22 protein-coding genes are annotated in these 16181 nt (G+C 64.0%); 13 read left to right on the forward strand and 9 right to left on the reverse strand.

What is annotated here, in order from left to right:
- Positions 1-32: 32 nt before the first annotated feature.
- Both CH273_RS15570 and amaB read right to left on the reverse strand, forming a co-directional pair.
- A complete protein-coding gene (locus CH273_RS15570; protein WP_032397056.1) occupies positions 33-1274 on the reverse strand; it encodes a hypothetical protein in 1242 nt (413 codons plus the stop codon).
- Positions 1275-1278: 4 nt separating this feature from the next.
- Complete coding sequence (gene amaB / locus CH273_RS15575) at positions 1279-2814, reverse strand: L-piperidine-6-carboxylate dehydrogenase (RefSeq protein WP_032397055.1); 1536 nt, start codon at positions 2812-2814, stop codon at positions 1279-1281.
- A 124-nt stretch (positions 2815-2938) separates the two neighbouring features.
- Between amaB and lat the strand changes: the two genes are divergently transcribed.
- Both lat and CH273_RS15585 read left to right on the forward strand, forming a co-directional pair.
- Positions 2939-4267: an L-lysine 6-transaminase gene (gene lat / locus CH273_RS15580; protein WP_032397054.1), complete on the forward strand. Its 1329-nt coding sequence runs from the start codon at positions 2939-2941 to the stop codon at positions 4265-4267.
- Between the two features lie 69 nt (positions 4268-4336).
- Positions 4337-4741, forward strand: coding sequence for a hypothetical protein (locus tag CH273_RS15585; RefSeq protein ID WP_032397053.1), 405 nt, complete (start codon positions 4337-4339; stop codon positions 4739-4741).
- A gap of 1 nt (position 4742) precedes the next feature.
- Here the strand turns inward: CH273_RS15585 and CH273_RS15590 are convergent, their stop codons facing one another.
- Positions 4743-5597 (reverse strand): LysR family transcriptional regulator ArgP, encoded by an 855-nt coding sequence (locus tag CH273_RS15590; RefSeq protein WP_045197864.1) that lies wholly within the window; start codon positions 5595-5597, stop codon positions 4743-4745.
- A 75-nt stretch (positions 5598-5672) separates the two neighbouring features.
- Here CH273_RS15590 and CH273_RS15595 point away from each other — a divergent pair, with 75 nt between their 5' ends.
- From CH273_RS15595 to CH273_RS15610, 4 genes are all read left to right on the forward strand, one after another.
- Positions 5673-6290 carry a LysE/ArgO family amino acid transporter gene (locus tag CH273_RS15595; RefSeq protein ID WP_032397051.1) on the forward strand — a complete coding sequence of 206 codons (618 nt, stop codon included), beginning with the start codon at positions 5673-5675 and terminating at the stop codon, positions 6288-6290.
- 106 nt (positions 6291-6396) lie between these two features.
- Complete coding sequence (locus CH273_RS15600; protein ID WP_032397050.1) at positions 6397-6750, forward strand: PLD nuclease N-terminal domain-containing protein; 354 nt, start codon at positions 6397-6399, stop codon at positions 6748-6750.
- A gap of 19 nt (positions 6751-6769) precedes the next feature.
- The gene (locus tag CH273_RS15605) at positions 6770-7291 is read left to right on the forward strand and encodes a mycothiol transferase (protein WP_032397049.1); all 522 of its coding nucleotides are present in this window, start codon (positions 6770-6772) and stop codon (positions 7289-7291) included.
- Positions 7288-7680 carry a VOC family protein gene (locus CH273_RS15610; RefSeq protein WP_032397048.1) on the forward strand — a complete coding sequence of 131 codons (393 nt, stop codon included), beginning with the start codon at positions 7288-7290 and terminating at the stop codon, positions 7678-7680. The genes CH273_RS15605 and CH273_RS15610 overlap by 4 nt, the downstream gene beginning before the upstream one ends.
- Positions 7681-7684: 4 nt before the next feature.
- On the opposite strand, the gene CH273_RS15615 is transcribed toward CH273_RS15610, so the two are convergent.
- The gene (locus tag CH273_RS15615) at positions 7685-8110 is read right to left on the reverse strand and encodes a VOC family protein (RefSeq protein ID WP_052049975.1); all 426 of its coding nucleotides are present in this window, start codon (positions 8108-8110) and stop codon (positions 7685-7687) included.
- On the reverse strand, positions 8091-8468 hold the full coding sequence (locus tag CH273_RS15620) for a VOC family protein (RefSeq protein ID WP_032397046.1): 378 nt from the start codon (positions 8466-8468) through the stop codon (positions 8091-8093). Before CH273_RS15620 ends, CH273_RS15615 begins: the two co-directional genes overlap by 20 nt.
- 45 nt (positions 8469-8513) lie before the next feature.
- Here CH273_RS15620 and CH273_RS15625 point away from each other — a divergent pair, with 45 nt between their 5' ends.
- The 3 genes from CH273_RS15625 to CH273_RS15635 all read left to right on the forward strand — a co-directional run bounded on the left by CH273_RS15625 (position 8514) and on the right by CH273_RS15635 (position 10755).
- A complete protein-coding gene (locus tag CH273_RS15625; RefSeq protein WP_230596963.1) occupies positions 8514-9338 on the forward strand; it encodes a helix-turn-helix transcriptional regulator in 825 nt (274 codons plus the stop codon).
- Positions 9339-9455: 117 nt separating this feature from the next.
- A complete protein-coding gene (gene mraY, locus CH273_RS15630) occupies positions 9456-10526 on the forward strand; it encodes a phospho-N-acetylmuramoyl-pentapeptide-transferase (protein WP_032397044.1) in 1071 nt (356 codons plus the stop codon).
- A gap of 16 nt (positions 10527-10542) precedes the next feature.
- Positions 10543-10755: a hypothetical protein gene (locus tag CH273_RS15635; RefSeq protein ID WP_032397043.1), complete on the forward strand. Its 213-nt coding sequence runs from the start codon at positions 10543-10545 to the stop codon at positions 10753-10755.
- 6 nt (positions 10756-10761) lie between these two features.
- Here CH273_RS15635 and CH273_RS15640 read toward each other — a convergent pair whose 3' ends face one another.
- Positions 10762-11415 (reverse strand): hypothetical protein, encoded by a 654-nt coding sequence (locus CH273_RS15640; RefSeq protein ID WP_032397042.1) that lies wholly within the window; start codon positions 11413-11415, stop codon positions 10762-10764.
- Positions 11416-11469: 54 nt separating this feature from the next.
- On the opposite strand from CH273_RS15640, the gene CH273_RS15645 reads away from it, so the two are divergent.
- A complete protein-coding gene (locus tag CH273_RS15645) occupies positions 11470-11925 on the forward strand; it encodes a MarR family winged helix-turn-helix transcriptional regulator (protein WP_052049972.1) in 456 nt (151 codons plus the stop codon).
- Between the two features lie 38 nt (positions 11926-11963).
- Here CH273_RS15645 and CH273_RS15650 read toward each other — a convergent pair whose 3' ends face one another.
- The gene (locus CH273_RS15650; protein ID WP_032397040.1) at positions 11964-12200 is read right to left on the reverse strand and encodes a hypothetical protein; all 237 of its coding nucleotides are present in this window, start codon (positions 12198-12200) and stop codon (positions 11964-11966) included.
- Positions 12193-12918 (reverse strand): haloacid dehalogenase type II, encoded by a 726-nt coding sequence (locus CH273_RS15655; RefSeq protein ID WP_032397039.1) that lies wholly within the window; start codon positions 12916-12918, stop codon positions 12193-12195. Before CH273_RS15655 ends, CH273_RS15650 begins: the two co-directional genes overlap by 8 nt.
- Positions 12919-13287: 369 nt before the next feature.
- On the opposite strand from CH273_RS15655, the gene CH273_RS15665 reads away from it, so the two are divergent.
- Entirely contained in the window at positions 13288-13617 is a 330-nt protein-coding gene (locus tag CH273_RS15665) for a cupin domain-containing protein (RefSeq protein WP_218829194.1), read from the forward strand.
- On the forward strand, positions 13614-14075 hold the full coding sequence (locus tag CH273_RS15670) for a GNAT family N-acetyltransferase (RefSeq protein ID WP_032397037.1): 462 nt from the start codon (positions 13614-13616) through the stop codon (positions 14073-14075). The genes CH273_RS15665 and CH273_RS15670 overlap by 4 nt, the downstream gene beginning before the upstream one ends.
- Positions 14076-14087: 12 nt before the next feature.
- Here the strand turns inward: CH273_RS15670 and CH273_RS15675 are convergent, their stop codons facing one another.
- Positions 14088-15161 (reverse strand): aldo/keto reductase, encoded by a 1074-nt coding sequence (locus CH273_RS15675; RefSeq protein WP_032397036.1) that lies wholly within the window; start codon positions 15159-15161, stop codon positions 14088-14090.
- Positions 15162-15288: 127 nt separating this feature from the next.
- Here CH273_RS15675 and CH273_RS15680 point away from each other — a divergent pair, with 127 nt between their 5' ends.
- Positions 15289-16149, forward strand: a complete 861-nt coding sequence (locus tag CH273_RS15680) for a helix-turn-helix transcriptional regulator (RefSeq protein ID WP_032397358.1) — start codon at positions 15289-15291, stop codon at positions 16147-16149.
- Positions 16150-16181 lie beyond the last annotated feature (32 nt).

Consider the following 16181-nt stretch of genomic DNA (forward strand, 5'->3'; position numbering starts at 1 on the left):
GGTGCCGTCGCGGGAATGGCCGCTGTCGGCAGCTACCGAGCCGCCGGATTCTGGGCGGGTCTGCGCATCAACACCGCGCAGGCAACCGTCACCACCGCAACGACCACGAGCCCGGCCAGCGACAACACCAGGTGGTCGGGCTCGCTCGTGCGGGTGGCCACCGCGTCCGAAGACAATGACAGCCCCGCTTGGTAGCTCGCGGCGAACACCGTCACCGGCAGCGACATGGTGAACAACGCAGGCAACGCGACGGCCAGCGAACCCGGCGCCGTAGACAGCACGGACACCAGCGCGTACGCGACGACGAACGGCAGAGCGAACTGCGACAACGACGGCAGAGCGACGTAGCCCTCGATCAGCGATGCACCGGCAACGACGAGCAGCCCACCCAGTCCGACGTACAGCTGCGGCCACCGGTAGCCGATCCCCGCTCCGACGACCAGCAACGCGACACTCACGGCGAGTTGCAGCGAATCCTCGACGGCGAATCCCATCGACCCGATCGTGGCCGACGCGAACAGCACCAGCAGTACGCGCCCGTCCCGCCCGGGGAATGCGAACGCGGCCACCACCGCAAGCACGGCCATACCGGCAAGTGCACCGAGCCAGACGGCATCCCCACTGTCGTGGCCGCCGGCGAACCAACTCACAACACCGGCAGCTATGGGCAGCGGAAGTCCGACCAGCAGAGTCTTTCGGGTCTCGTGCGACTGCAACGCCACATCGCGGTGTGCCTGGTAGAGCGAGAGCGCCGTACCCAGTGCCGCAATCACCATGACGATCGCTCGCTCCGGAACCACCGCATCCTCGGCACCGACGACATCCCACACGAACACGGGACCGTCGTCGGCTTGCAACAGGGCATCCAGCGCTGTGCCGAGAAGACCGGCTCCGATCGCGGCGACGGCCAGCGATGCCTGCGTTCCGCGATGTCGCCCCGCGAGTACGGCGGACGCGCCGAGTAGGGCACCTGCGCCCACTGCGCCGGCCCAGTCGCCGAACATCCCGGTCACCATGCCGACTGTCCGGAACACGACGACGAGTACTGCTCCGATCGCCACGACGAGCACACCCCGCGCACTCGAACGCGCGAGCGCGACGCTCACCAGGCAGGCGGTCAACGCGAGGACGGTGAACCCGTTGACGATCGTTGTCGGTGAACCGAATTCGGCCGTGCTGCTCAGCAGGGAGTCGAAGGGTCGGATATCACTGACCGCATAGCCGACGACGAAGCCGGCCAGGATCATCGACAGTACTTTCATACTGTCGATCATGCCGTCAGCCGAATTTCACTCCCTGCGCCAGGGGCAGTTCGTTGGAGTAGTTGACGGTGTTGGTTGCTCGCCGCATGTATGCCTTCCATGCGTCCGAACCGGATTCACGTCCGCCGCCGGTTTCCTTCTCTCCGCCGAATGCCCCGCCGATCTCGGCGCCGGACGGTCCGATGTTGACGTTGGCGATGCCGCAGTCGGAGCCGGCAGCGGACAGGAAGCGCTCGGCTTCACGCAGGTCGGTGGTGAAGATCGATGACGAAAGACCCTGCGGCACATCGTTGTGCAGTGCGATGGCCTCGTCGAGGGTGTCGTACGTCAGCACGTACATGATGGGGGCAAACGTCTCGTGCTTGACGATGTCGGTCTGCGCGGGCATCGTCACGATCGCGGGCTGAACGTAGAACGAATACTCGTCGACCACGTTCACCCGCTCCCCGCCGACCACCACTGTTCCGCCGTCGGATACCGCGGCTTCGAGCGCCTTCTGGTACCCCGCGAACGCACCGGCGTCGATGAGCGGGCCCACCAGAGTGTCTGTGGCCAAGGGAGATCCGATGGAAAGCGTCTCGTAGGCCGCGACCAGCTTTGCGACCAGTTCCTCCGCGACCGAGGAATGCACGATGACGCGTCGCAGCGAGGTGCAGCGCTGACCGGCCGTCCCGGCGGCCGAGAACACCAGTCCACGCGTCGTCAGATCGAGATCGGCCGACGGCGTCACGATCGCGGCATTGTTTCCACCGAGTTCGAGCAACACCCGGCCGAATCGCTCGGCGACCCGAGGTGCGACGGCACGGCCCATTCTCGTCGAGCCGGTGGCCGACACCAACGCAACTCGCGAATCATCCACCAGCGCTTCGCCGGACGCGCGATCACCGATCACCAGCTGTGCGATCTTGGGGTCCACTCCCGCGGCAGCGGCGGCACGCTCGAACAGCGCCTGCACTCCGACGGCGGTCAGCGGAGTCTTCTCCGACGGCTTCCAGATGACGGTGTCTCCTGCGACCAGCGCAAGAGCGGTATTCCAACTCCACACCGCGACAGGGAAATTGAAGGCGGTGATGACACCGACGACGCCGAGCGGATGCCATTGCTCCATCATCCGATGCCCGGGCCGTTCGGTGGCGATCGTGTTGCCGTACAGCTGGCGCGAGAGTCCGACGGCGAAGTCGCAGATGTCGATCATCTCCTGCACCTCACCGAGACCCTCGGAGACGATCTTTCCGGCCTCGATGGACACCAGCGCGCCCAGATCCTCTTTGTGTACGCGCAGCAGTTCGCCGAGTTCCCGAATCACCTGACCACGTACCGGAGCGGGCACCTGCGACCACGACACGAACGCGGTGTGCGCGTCGGCGACGACGGCCTCGACGTCGGCAGCCGAGGCCGACGCCAGCGACGCCAGGTTCCCACCGGTGATCGGCGATCGCGCGATGATCGCGTCGGGTCCCGCGGGGGCGTCGAGCGCGATCGTGGCACCCAGCCGGTCGAGGATGGCGCGAGTGCGCACACTCAACTCGTCGTGGGTGATGGATGCAGACATGCGCGTACACCTTCCGTGAAGAGAACCGAACCGTCGGAGATCAGCCTACCGACGACGGTCACAACAGTATAATTTCCTGTCATATGGACTTGCTTACGGAATTTTAACGCGTATCTTCGTCTTCATGACGCAAGTATTACAGCGCACCGGAGTGACCATCGATGCCTCCAACGTCCGCGACGTGATCGGCGAACACCTGTTGGCCGACGGTTTCGAGTTGGTACTGGACCTCGATGCTTCGACCGGGTGCACCCTGGTCGACGCCAGAGACGGCACCCGCTATCTGGACCTGTTCACCTTCTTTGCGTCCAATGCGCTGGGCATGAACCATCCCGCCCTGATCGACGACCCGGAGTTTCGGGCCGATCTCATGCAGGCGGCGATGAACAAGCCCAGCAACTCCGACATCTACACCGTGCCCATGGCCCGATTCGTCGACACGTTCGCGCGGGTTCTCGGTGACGCTCGCCTACCCCACCTGTTCTTCGTCGAGGGCGGAGCACTGGCGGTGGAGAACGCGTTGAAGGTCGCCTTCGACTGGAAGTCACGGTGGAACGAGCGCAACGGCATCGATCCCTCGTTGGGCTCGCAGGTGATGCACTTCGAACACGCATTCCACGGACGCTCGGGCTACACGATGTCGCTGACCAACACCGACCCGAACAAGGTCGCCCGCTTCCCGAAATTCGACTGGCCGCGCATCCCGTCACCCTTCATCAGATCCGACGCGAACATGGACGAACTCGAGGACGCATCGCTGGCGGCAGCCCGCATGGCATTCGAGGCCAATCCGCACGACATCGCCTGCGTCATCATCGAACCCATCCAGGGCGAGGGTGGAGACCATCACTTCCGGCCGCGCTTCCTGCAGAAGCTGCGCGAGCTGTGCCACGAGTTCGACGCGCTGTTCGTGATGGACGAGGTGCAGACCGGTGCCGGAATGACCGGCACCGCATGGGCATTCCAGCAGCTGGGCGTCGTCCCCGATGTCGTCGCCTTCGGTAAGAAGGTTCAGGTCTGCGGCGTCATGGCCGGCGGTCGCGTCGACGACATCGACGACAACGTCTTCGCAGTCAGCTCCCGCATCAACTCGACGTGGGGTGGCAACCTCACCGACATGGTGCGGTCGCGTCGAATTCTGGAAGTGGTCGAATCCGAGAAGCTCATCGACCGCGCCGGTGAGCTCGGAGCAGTGCTGTTGAACATGTTGCAGGAGTTGGCAACTCGACACACGGTTGTATCCGAGGTCCGTGGACGCGGGCTGATGTGCGCCTTCTCCCTGCCCGACGCCTCCACCCGCGACCGAGTGATCGAGCTGTTGCGCACCGAGGAACATGTACTGGCACTCGGCTGCGGCGACGCGGCAGTGCGATTCCGCCCTGCACTGACGATCACCGAAACCGAGCTGACCCAGGCCGTCCAGTCCATCGACCGGGTGCTGAGGATGCTCTGACATTGTCAGGTAACTCTTGACAACATGGTCGGCCTGCTGTCAGGCTTTTCCTGACACAGGAGGTCGGTCATGGATCCCATCACCCTCGCAGCCGAGGCTGATATCACCGCTGCGACGCGGGCGGTCGTAACAGCGGCAGCCACCGAAGCGGGCCGTATCGCAGACGAGATCATCGGCACCGGTCCGCTGCCGGGCACCCCGGAATGGGAGGCCGATCAATCTTCCGATCTGCCTGCACGACGGAGTCTCGCGTGGCATCTACTCAGCCTGCGCGTGCAACTGGCGGCAGGCCTGGACGGCATCGAAACCGTGGTGGTGCTCCGGGTTCACGGTGCAACGTGGGCGACGATCGGGACGGCCGTCGGCATGTCGCGGCAATCCGCGCACGAGCGGTGGGGTGCCCGCTCGGCGGCGATTCTCGATCCGGTCGGCGACGGTCTGCCCGAGATCGTGCCGAACGACAGTCCGGCCTGAATCACAACAACATTCGCTCTGCGCCCTCTGCCACGGCATCGGCTGCTCGTTGGAGTGCGGCAGACGACAGCGACCACTGCTGCCAATACAGCGTCACGTCGTCGATTCCGTTGTCGTCGAAGCACATCAGCGTCTCGCGGGCCTGAAGATCGGGAATCATGCCCCAGCCGAAGCCGAGGTCGACGGCCCGTGCGTAATCCGAGGACGCAGGCACCAGATGTCTCGGCGGCTCATGCGGTTCGACATCGAATCGCTGTAAGTAGTTGTCCTGCAACCGGTCGTCGGCATCGAACACCACCACCGGCGCGGAGCGCAAGGCCTCTGCCGTCACTCCTGCGGTGAACCACCGTTCGATGAACTCGGGTGTGGCCGACGGCCGGTAGCGCATCGCACCGAGGCGTCGGACGGTGCAGCCACGAACCGGATCGGCAACGGACGTTATTGCGGCAGAGACGATCCCGTCGTGCAGCAACTGCGCCGTCCGGTCCTGATCCTGTCGATGCAGATCGAAGGTGGTGTTGCGCGCCAGTGAAGAGAGCGCGGGCAACACCCAGGTCGCCATCGAATCCGCATTGACGGCGAGCGAAATCGGCGCGGCGACGCCGTCGTCACTCAGTTCGGCACGAGTCTGCTCGGTGAGAGTGTCGATCTGGCGCGCCAGACGCAGCACTGCGACGCCCGACTGAGTTGCGACCACCGGCTTGCTCCGCTGGACCAGAGTCCGGCCGAGTGATTGCTCCAGTGACTTGATGCGCTGACTGACCGCCGAGGGCGTCACGTATAGCGCGCGGGCCGCGGCTTCGAACGTTCCACTGTCGACCACGGCCCTCAGGGCTCTGAGCTGCTCGATCTCCATCAGATGAAGCTACGCTAATTGTTCCTGAAATACATTCGCTGGACCTAACGACGGCTCGCTCCTAACGTTGCCGTCATGACCTCCCTTGCGGCCGCACAATCGACCCTCACCGGACTGGGCGTCGGACTTTCCCTCATCGTCGCCATCGGAGCGCAGAACGCCTTCGTGCTGCGCAAGGGACTGCAACGAGCCCACGTCTTACCGGTGGTCGCGGTGTGCGCGCTGTCCGACGCGGTCCTCATCCTGGCCGGGGTGGCTGGAATCGGCGTCCTCGTGGATCGATTTCCCATGGCTCTGCGGATCGTGACCGTCCTGGGTGCTCTATTTCTCCTCGTCTACGGTCTGATGGCGTTGAACCGCGCCCGAACACCTGCTGCCATGACCTCCCAGGTGGAGGGAACGGGTTCGCTGATCGCCGCCCTTGCCACCTGCCTGGCCCTGACCTGGCTCAATCCACACGTCTACCTCGACACCGTGGTGTTTCTCGGGTCGATCGGCAACCGACAGCCGGGGGACTTGCGGTGGTGGTTCGCCGTCGGCGCGATGCTGGGCAGCGTCCTGTGGTTCACCGCCCTGGGCTACGGATCACGGGTGCTCAGTCCGCTGTTCGCCAAGCCCGCGGCGTGGCGAGTACTCGACCTCGGCATCGGAGCGATGATGCTCACCCTGGCTGCTCTTCTGGTTTTCGGCTGAACCACGACACTCGAGACGTTCGCAGCACTTGATCGGTGGTACAACGAGTGATCTGATAGTCGCGAAAGACCGACCGCACGGTCTCGAAAAGACTGGACGATTTTCCGTGCCGTACCTCGGCCTGCTGATCATGCTGCTGTCGATCTTCTGTTTGATCGACGTCATCACCGCCGACGATTCGAGAATCCGGCACCTCCCGAAGATCGTCTGGCTGCTGCTCGTCATCGTTCTGCCGCTCGCCGGGTCCATTGCGTGGCTCATCGTCGGCCGGCCCGAGAACGGCGGCATCTGGGGTGGCAGCGGTGCACCGCGTACCGCGTCGGCCTATCCCGAGTACGACGCAAGACCCGGACGGGCCGTCGCCCAGTCGCAGGAAAGCGACGAGGAGTTCCTACGCCGCTGCCGTGCCCGCGCCGAGGAGCAGCGCCGCATCGCCCGCGAACAACGCAAGAGCGAATGAGCCGACGACTAGAGAAGCCATGGCCAAGCTGACGACGTTTCCCGAACCGAACTCCGCCCTCTCCGATCCCGCCGACCTGTTTCGCGAGTACCTGCGCTTCTATCGCGGCGAGTTGGTACGGCGAATCACGGCCCTGAGCGGCGATTCCTTGACCACCACAGCCCTACCCTCCGAGTGGACCCCACTACAGATGCTGACCCATCTGGTGCACATGGAGCAGCGCTGGTTCGTCTGGGGATTTCTCGGCAGGGCAGTCGACGCGCCGTGGGGTGACGAGAAAGACGGCTCCTGGCATGTGCCGGCCGAAGTGGACGCCGAGACCCTGCTGACCAGGCTCGACGACGGTGCCCGGCTCACCGAAGAAGTACTGAGCACACATCGGATGGACGAATTGGCAACTCTCGGTGGAAGATTCACCGATGAGCGGCCGACTCTGATCTGGATCTGCTTCCATGTACTCCAGGAATACGCCCGTCACCTCGGCCACCTCGACGTCGCTGTCGAACTGGCCGGCGGGCCGAGAGGTGAGGGACCGGCATGAGAATCAACATCACCAGCGTCTTCGTCGACGATCAGAGCAAAGCGCTGACGTTCTACACCGAGGTACTGGGCTTCGTCGTCAAGCACGACGTAGCCATGGGTGGCCCCGATCGTTGGCTCACGGTCGTCTCGCCGCAGGATCCTGAAGGCACCGAGTTGCTGCTCGAGCCCAGCGGTCATCCCGCAACCGCACCGTTCAAGGATGCACTGTTCGCGGACGGCATCCCGTTCACACAGTTCGCGGTGGACAGTGTTGCAGCAGAATACGATCGGCTCATCGGCCTGGGCGTTCGGTTCACTCAGCAGCCCACCGAGATGGGCCCGGTGATCACTGCGGTGTTCGACGACACCTGCGGCAACCTGATTCAGATCATCGCTCCGTCGAGCTGACGCCTCAGAGGTTCGCGTACAGATCGACGGTGGTGCCGTCGGGATCGTGTACGACGGCATAACGCTGCCCCCAGAACGCATCCCACGGCTGCAGGTGTCCGGTGTACCCCGCCTCGGTCACCGCTGCCCACGCCGCGTCCACTCCGGCGGCGGAACCGCAATCGAACGCGAGCGCGACGCGGTGGCCCCCGCTGGGCGGCGTCCACGTCGGATCGAACGACGCGATGGTCGACGGCAGGTCGAACAGCAACCTGACGCCGCCGAGGTCGACCTCTACGTGCTGCTCGGCATCGGCGTCGGCCGGAATATCCAGTCCCAGAACGCGATAGAACGCCAGAGCTGCGGCCATATCGGCGACGACGATCTCGATTCCTGCCAGACGTGGTTTCACGACGACAAGGCTAGCCGTGTCAGCCCCAGTTCGCGGCATTCGTCAGACAGAACGGATGCCCGGCCGGATCCAGCAGCACCCGCCAGGTATCGCCCGGCTGGTCCTCGGGCAGCGTCGCACCCAGCTCCACCGCAGCCGACGCCGCGACATCGAGGTCCTCGACCGCCAGATCGAAGTGAAACTGCTTGCTGCCGTTGGCGTTGGGCCACGACGGCGGTTGGTAATCGTCGACGCGACCGAATCCGAGCGCGCTGCTCGGACCCTGCAGCATCGCGTAGTCCTGCTCCGCGTGCACGACGCTCCAGCCCAGCAACGACGACCAGAATTCCGCGCTGGCCGTAGGGTCTGCACAGTCCAGGGTGACCATCTTCAGCGTGGCAACGGGTGTCTCGGTCATGGTGTTCTCCTTTTCGTGTCGGACCAGGCTCCTACACTGACGCGCGTGCCGGATAGGAAAAACGCGACAGCCACCCAGGCCGGCGTCCTGCGGCCGGATCAGCTGGCTCGGTATGTCGATCTGACACGGCTGCCGTGTGCAGCGGCGTTGGAACCGTGGGTCGAGAACTACTGGCAGCTGCGATGGGATCTGCCGTCGGACATCTCGTATCGCAGCTCGACGCTCCCGCACCCGGCCTGCACGTTGAGCGTCGAGCACGGCTGGACCCGGGAAGGCGTCGTCGAACCGGTGGTCGTGACGGGCGTGCTCACCCGTCGCTTCGACGTCGTGCTCGCCGAATCCGGTTGGGTGTTCGGGGTCAAGTTCCGTCCCGGCGGATACGCGAGTTTCACCGGAACCGTGGCCCGAAATCTGCGCAACGTCTCGGTCGCGCCGCCGACCCCGTTCCGAGCCGAGACCGTTGCTGCACTGGCCGAGCTGGGAGGACATCTCAATGCCGACCACTGCCGAACCGTCGTCGACTCGGTTCTCGCGCCCTATGCCCGTGACGTGGAACCGGAGTACCGGACCGTCCTGGACATCATCACGACGATGCTGCGCGACCGGACGCTGGTTCGCGTCGCACAGGTGGAACAGCGGTGCTCAATCGGCACTCGTCGATTGCAACGGCTGTTCGAGCGCTACGTCGGTGCGACGCCCAAGTGGGTGCTCGGGCGGTATCGGATTCACGACGCTGTCAGTGAGCTCGACAACGGCTACTCGGGTCCGCTGGCAGACCTGGCCGCCCGATACGGCTGGTTCGACCAGGCTCACTTCACTCGGGAGTTCACCGAACTGGTCGGAATGCCGCCGAGCGCCTACCAACCCTGAGTAACGCCTTCGTCACGCAATGCGACTTTTGCGGATTCGTTTGGCACAGTATCCCGCGGTGCTCGACGAGCATCTCGGTGAGGAACAGCAGCACAGAGGAAGAGTGGGCTTCAACGCATGATCAACATTCTCATCGCCGGTGGAATCGCGTTGGCGGTCTCGATTCTGTTGACTCCATTTCTCATCGCGCTGTTCACCCGGCAGGGATTCGGCCAGGAGATCCGTGTCGAGGGTCCGGCAAGTCACCACGCCAAGCGAGGAACGCCGACGATGGGCGGCGTCGCGATCATCGTCGGCCTGTGGGCCGGTTACCTCGGTTCCCACCTGGTGACGATGGGGGGCGACGGACCGTCGGCTTCGGCGCTGTTGATACTCGCTCTTGCGACGGCACTCGGAGTCGTCGGATTCCTCGACGACTACATCAAGCTCCGCATGAAGCGGAGCCTCGGACTCAAGGCGACCGGCAAGTACGTCGGACAGATCAGTGCAGCGGTGATCTTCGCCGTGCTGGCGCTGCAGTTCCGCAATGGGAACGGGCTGACTCCGGGCAATGTCGAACTGTCGCTGGTACGCCAATCCACGTTCTTCACCATGGCCCCGATCGTCTTCGTACTGTTCTGTGTCTTCCTGGTCGTCGCCTGGTCCAATGCGGTCAACCTCACCGACGGTCTCGACGGCTTGGCCGCAGGATCGATGACACTCGTCCTCGGCGCGTACACGGTGATGACGTTCTGGCAGTACCGGCAATCCTGCGCCACCAACTCCGTGGCCGGGTGCTACCAGGTGCGCGATCCACTCGACCTCGCCGTCGTCTGCGCGGCTGCCGCGGGTGCCTGCATCGGATTCCTCTGGTGGAACGCAGCTCCGGCGAAGATCTTCATGGGCGACACCGGCTCACTCGCCCTCGGCGGACTGCTCGCAGGCCTGTCGATCGTGAGCAAGACCGAACTGATCGCCCTCGTCTTCGGAGCCCTGTTCGTCGCCGAGAGTGCCTCCGTCGTCATCCAGGTCGCGTCGTTCAAGAGCACCGGAAAGCGACCGTTCCGCATGGCACCCATCCACCACCATTTCGAGCTGGCCGGCTGGGCGGAAACGACGGTCATCATCCGACTGTGGCTGTTCGCTGCCATCGCGTCGGCACTGGGGCTCGGGTTGTTCTACAGCGAGTTCCTCGCCGCCGTCGGCTGACCTCTACGATTCTGGGATGACTGACGAACTGTCTCCGGTTGCCAAGGTCGACGCTCTCGCCGCCGAACTCGAACAACTCGATGCTCGACGCGTCGCCATCGGGGTCGAACTCGTCAATCTTCAATTCGGTCTCGACGGAGACGCCAAAATCCGCGCGACAGAGGTCTTCCACAGCGACTACCTGGGCCGACTGTTCGCACTGGTCGACCAACTGCGCACCGACGAATAAGGCTCGTCACACAGCGTCCTGATCCGAGCGCGACAAAACGGTCAGGCGGAAGTCCCGCAGCGACAACGACAATGCGGCCAACGCTGCAATCGCTACTCCACCGATCGGAAACACCAACCACGGATCGCCGATGGTGGGGGTGAAGGTCGATGGAGTCGCTTCATTTTCGAGATGGATCGTCGCGAACGTCGTATCGACGTCGGGCTCGACGGAGATTTCTCCGATGGCGACGCCGTAGAGCGACTGGTGCAGCCCAGTGGTGCTGCCGTGGCTCTCGAAGTATCGAGGCCACGACAGCGGCGGCGTGACAACGACTTCGGTCGGCTGCGGCGGCCAGTGCGTCCAGGCGAGTGCGCTGCCCGCTCCCAGCGCCACGCCGACCACGATCAACACCACGAACAGGTGGACGCGGCTGCGCCGACGATCCTGGACGATTCGCAGACCCGCATCGACGAGAAACGAGGCCACCACCAAGCCGGCCGCCAGTCCCGCAGCGACGAGATAGAGCGACATCGGGAACCAACTCGGACGGGCGTAGGTCACTCCCAGGTCCTGCGGATCGACAACGGCGACATGCCAGACCACCGCTGCGGCTGCGCCCATCGAGGCCCCGACTGCCGCGAGCATTGCAACCAGCTTCTTCCCTGATGGGCTGTCCACGGGCGGGACTCTACCCTTGACCTGAAGTTCGGTTCAGGTTTTAGAGTCAGCCTCATGACAACGACAACCAGCAGACCGATGCAGCCGCCAGAGCGTCAGCCCATCGGGTTCTGGACCGCGCGAGCCGGGGAAGCCATTCGAGCGCGGACCCGCGGCGCGCTGCACGACATAGGCGTCACACAACCCGAATGGTGGCTGCTACATCAGATCTCGCTGCATCCCGCGGGAGCCGATCGCGCCGAGACGATCGAGAAGATCGGTCACAACGACACCCCGGAGGTCATCGTCGAGGCCATCGACTCCGCGGAGTCCAAAGGTTGGATCGTGGAATCGAATTCACGTCTGACGTTCACCCCGGACGGTCGCGACGTGTTCCGGCGCGCAGCCGATCTCCAGAACATGCTGCAGGAGGAGCGCATGAGGGGCATCAGTGAGGCCGACTTCATGACCACCATCGAAGTCCTGCAACGAACGATCGAGAACGTCGGAGGCAACGCCTGGCATTGGTGACGATCAGGCAGTGCGGGCCACCTCGCGCGGGATCCGGGTTACCCTCGCGCCCTCGACATCAGCACGCCTACAACTAAGCCGACGACTGCGCCCAGAACCGGCAAACCGACGACAAGGGCGGCCATGAGCCCGGGCATACCCAGGAACTCCGAGTACTGCGAATCATCGCCGACGAACGCGTAATTCACTCGACGCGGTGCGCCCGTCCACAGGACGATACCGATCGACGCGATGAGCCCGAGTGAGAATCCGATCAGTGCGGAGACCTTACGCATCCGAGCGGGCTTCGCGGGCCGCTGCTGCGAATGCGGCCATGCTCGGGAATTTCATGTCGACGCTGTATTGCTCGGACGGCTCCGGTGTTGCTCCCCATCCGGGGCGATCGTGTCGCCGATCGATCCACACCGAGGCGATGCCGTGCCGTTTCGCCGGTACGTGATCGTGGAACAGGCTCTGCGCAACATGGAGTAGCCGTGATCGTGGAACACCCAGCGTCTCGAGGACTCCATCGAGCGCGTCGAAGTGGTTGTCGGCCGGTTTGTAGGCCTTGACGTCCTCCGCGGTCACGATGGCATCGAACTGCACGCCGAGCCGGCGGTTGCTACCTGCGAAACCGTCGCGGTGCACATTGGACAGTATGACGAGCTTGTAGCTCTCACCGAGGGACGCCAAGGCGTCGGCGGAGTCCTCGAATGCCGGCCAATCCGAAACGGAGGCCCCGAGCCTGTCCGCCCACTCGGCCGATACAGGTATTCCCAATGCGCGCCCGGTCTGCGCGAAAGCATCGGCGAGTATCCGCGGGTACAGCGCAGAGGGTGAATCCCGCTGCGCCTGAGATTCGTTGACGCCGTGCATCTCGAGAAGCTCGTCGTCGGACAGCGGCGAACCGGCCTGCTGCGCCCATGGTCTGAGCACCTCGAGGATGCCCGCTTCCCAATCGATCAGCGTTCCGTAGCAATCGAAGCTCAGGACGTCGTAGTCGGCGAGATTCATGCGGCCGGTCCTCCTTGCGACAATTCGATGACGGCCGACTGTTCGTGCCGATACCGTGTTCAGGTCACCAGCAGCCTACTGCTCTTCGTCTGTTCTCGAGCGTCCGACCGTCGCTGCGACCGCCGGACCGGATGCCGACCGATTCGAGATCAAACGTGTTGCGCAGCAGATGTATCGGGTTGGCCACCGTGTTCCCGTCCGGGAAAGTGTCGGGCGGGGTGAGCTCGTTCGCAGCGATCCGTGCGGACCGTCGCCGGGTCACGACGCAGGTAGAATTTCACCGAGCCGACTCGATCGACGACGAAGGGCAGCCCTGTGAGCATCGACCGCGACAGTGCCGACAGCAACAAGCGCAATGTCGACGACGCACTGAACAAGATCGACAAGCCCTGGCAGCCTCACCGACTCGTCAGCGTCGACGACTACGACGTGAAGGTCGTCAAGCTGCTCGGCGAATTCGTCTGGCACACACACCCGGACACCGACGAGATGTTCTTCGTCCACAGTGGGGAACTGATCATCCAGCTGCGCGACCGGGACGTCGTTCTCGGACCTGGTGATGTCTTCGTCGTCCCGGCAGGCGTCGAGCACTGTCCCAAGGCCGTCGAGGAGGTGTCGGCATTGCTGTTCGAGAGGGCGGGCACCGTCAACACCGGGGATGTGGGCGGGGAGATGACTTCGCAGGTCCACGAGTTGTGACTCGACTGAAGCTGCGCGCTGCTGTCCCGTCCGACGCCGATTTTCTCTTCTCGATGGCGTCGGACCCGGAGGTCGTCCGATGGGTCGGTGATGGAAAACCCTGGAGTAGAGACTATTTCGATGGTCGATTCTCACGTGCCCTGAACGCCGAGGACACCCGAACGCCGGACGTGCCGAGGTGGTTCATCGGCACCGCCGAGGATCGACACCCCGTCGGCTTGCTCAGCCTGACTCGACGATCGGACCACATCGAAGTCGGGTACTGGTTGCATCCGACTCATTGGGGTCGTGGCTACGCCGGCGAACTGATCGACCTCGCGCGGGATCACACGGATGGTCTCCCGATGGCGGCGCAGGTGTATCCGGCCAACAGTGCCTCACGTCGGGTGCTCGAGCGTGCCGGGTTCACACTCGTCGACGACGGTGATCCCATGATCTTTCGATGTCCTCCGACGTAAGGATTCTCCGGTTCACCAGGTCCTGATGGGACGGGGCCGAACCGAGGTGCGGCCGGTGGTGACGCCGCGCACCATCGGTCGCATCAGGAATTCGTGCGGAAACCCCAGGTCGATAACGCTGGCTGCGTGCAGTGCATCGAGGTGGGAGTCGTCGAGGGTGACATCGAACGCAGAGATGTTCTCCTGCAACTGTTCCGGAGTACGCGCGCCGATCAGCGAGCTGACGACCGACGGATGCCTGAGCGTCCATGCCAGCGCCACCTGAGCCGCGGACGCCCCGAGTTCGCGTGCGACACCGACGACGGCGTCCGCGACTGCGAGCCCCCGCGTGGTCAGCGTTCCGTTCGCCTTGGCGTGATCGCGACGGGTTCCCACTGGGCTGTCCGAGCCCGCCGTCGCAAGGTCTGCGGCAGAGTATTTGCCCGTCAACACGCCACCGCCGAGGGGAGCCCAAGGAATCACACCGAGGCCCAAACTCGCTGCCATCGGCAACAATTCCCGCTCGGTTGTTCTCTCGATCAAGCTGTACTCCACCTGAAGTGCCGCGAACGGCGGCCACCCGCGCAACTCCGCGGTGGTCTGCATTCGCGCGACTTCCCATGCCGGTGTGTCCGAAATTCCTATGTACAGAACCTTTCCCGAACGGACCAGCTCACCGAGCGAAGCGATGATCTCGTCACTCGGCGTCATACGGTCCCACGCGTGCACATACAGCAGGTCGATGTAGTCGGTACCGAGATTCCTCAGGCTTGCTTCGACGGACCCGCGGAGACTCTTTCTACCGCCCCCACCTGCGTTCGGATCCGACGGATCACGCGTCGCCGCGTATTTCGTCGCGACGACGACCGAATCGCGGCGGCCCCGGAGAAATGTACCCAGGTACCGCTCCGACTGTCCGTCGGTATAGATGTTGGCGGTGTCGACCATGTTTCCGCCGGCGTCGAGGTAGGCGTCGAAGATTCTCCTCGAGTTTTCCTCGTCCGCACCCCAACCCCACGCATCGCCGAATGTCATGGTTCCCAGCGACAGCGGTGAAACTCGCAGACCGGAGCGGCCCAGCAGTCGGTAGTCGTCCAAACGTGTCATCGGTCATGTCTCCTTCGTGTCCGGTCCCACTCACCGTCCTGGCACCGAGGGGGAACGGAAAGGACCAGATCATCCTGGGAAGAGCGATACCAGGCCGATCGCGCCCGAGTGCCCTACCGTGGATCGGGTGAGCGGGCAGCTGGGTCGAGACGAACTGGCGGCATTTCTGCGCGCCAGGCGCGAGGCGCTGATCCCGTCGGACGTCGGTCTACCACCTCGGATAGGGGCATCACGTACGCCCGGTCTGCGGCGTGAAGAGGTCGCTGCGTTGGCCGGTGTGAGCGTGGATTACCTCGTTCGTCTCGAACAGGCACGTGATGTCAGGCCGTCCGCCCAAGTGGTGCAGTCACTGTCGAATGCGCTGAAGTTGTCTGCTGATCAGACGGGCTACCTGTTCACGCTCGCCGGCCATCGCGCACCCGACCGACCCGCCGTCCAGCAGGTGCCCGACGGCATCCGAGCGTTGATCGACGACATCGGTCCGCTGCCGGCGATGGTACTCAACCACCGACTCGACATCCTCGCCGCGAACGACACCATGGCCGCACTCCTCCTCGACATCGACGAACGCCCGGTGTCGGAGCGCAATGTTCTACGAATGTGTTTCCTGGACAGCCGATTCGACGGATTCTACGAGGCACGCGACGACGTCGTCCGAGGCGCGGTGGCAGACCTGCGTGCCGCATGGGTGAACCACTCTCACGACCAGGAGCTCGCCGCCTCGATCGACGAACTCGAACGAGGCAGCGCAGAATTCGCCCGCTACTGGCAGTCCCGTGAAGTGTCGGTGCGCAGCCGCGGTGACAAACCGATGCGACATCCGCTCGTCGGACCGGTGACCGTGACGTTCGATGTCCTCACTCCACTCGGCGACCCTGATCTACGTTTGATCGTCTACCGGCCTGTCGATGCGCAATCTCGTTCTGCGCTGGACGAACTCGGCCGTTTACGCTCTCATCGAAAGCAGCGGCACCTGCGCACGATCTGAATCCGACCTTTCGCGGCACGGAAAGTCGAGAC

The sequence above is a fragment of the Rhodococcus sp. 05-339-2 genome, from assembly GCF_002258965.1.
In the GTDB taxonomy this organism is placed as follows: Bacteria; Actinomycetota; Actinomycetes; order Mycobacteriales; family Mycobacteriaceae; genus Rhodococcoides.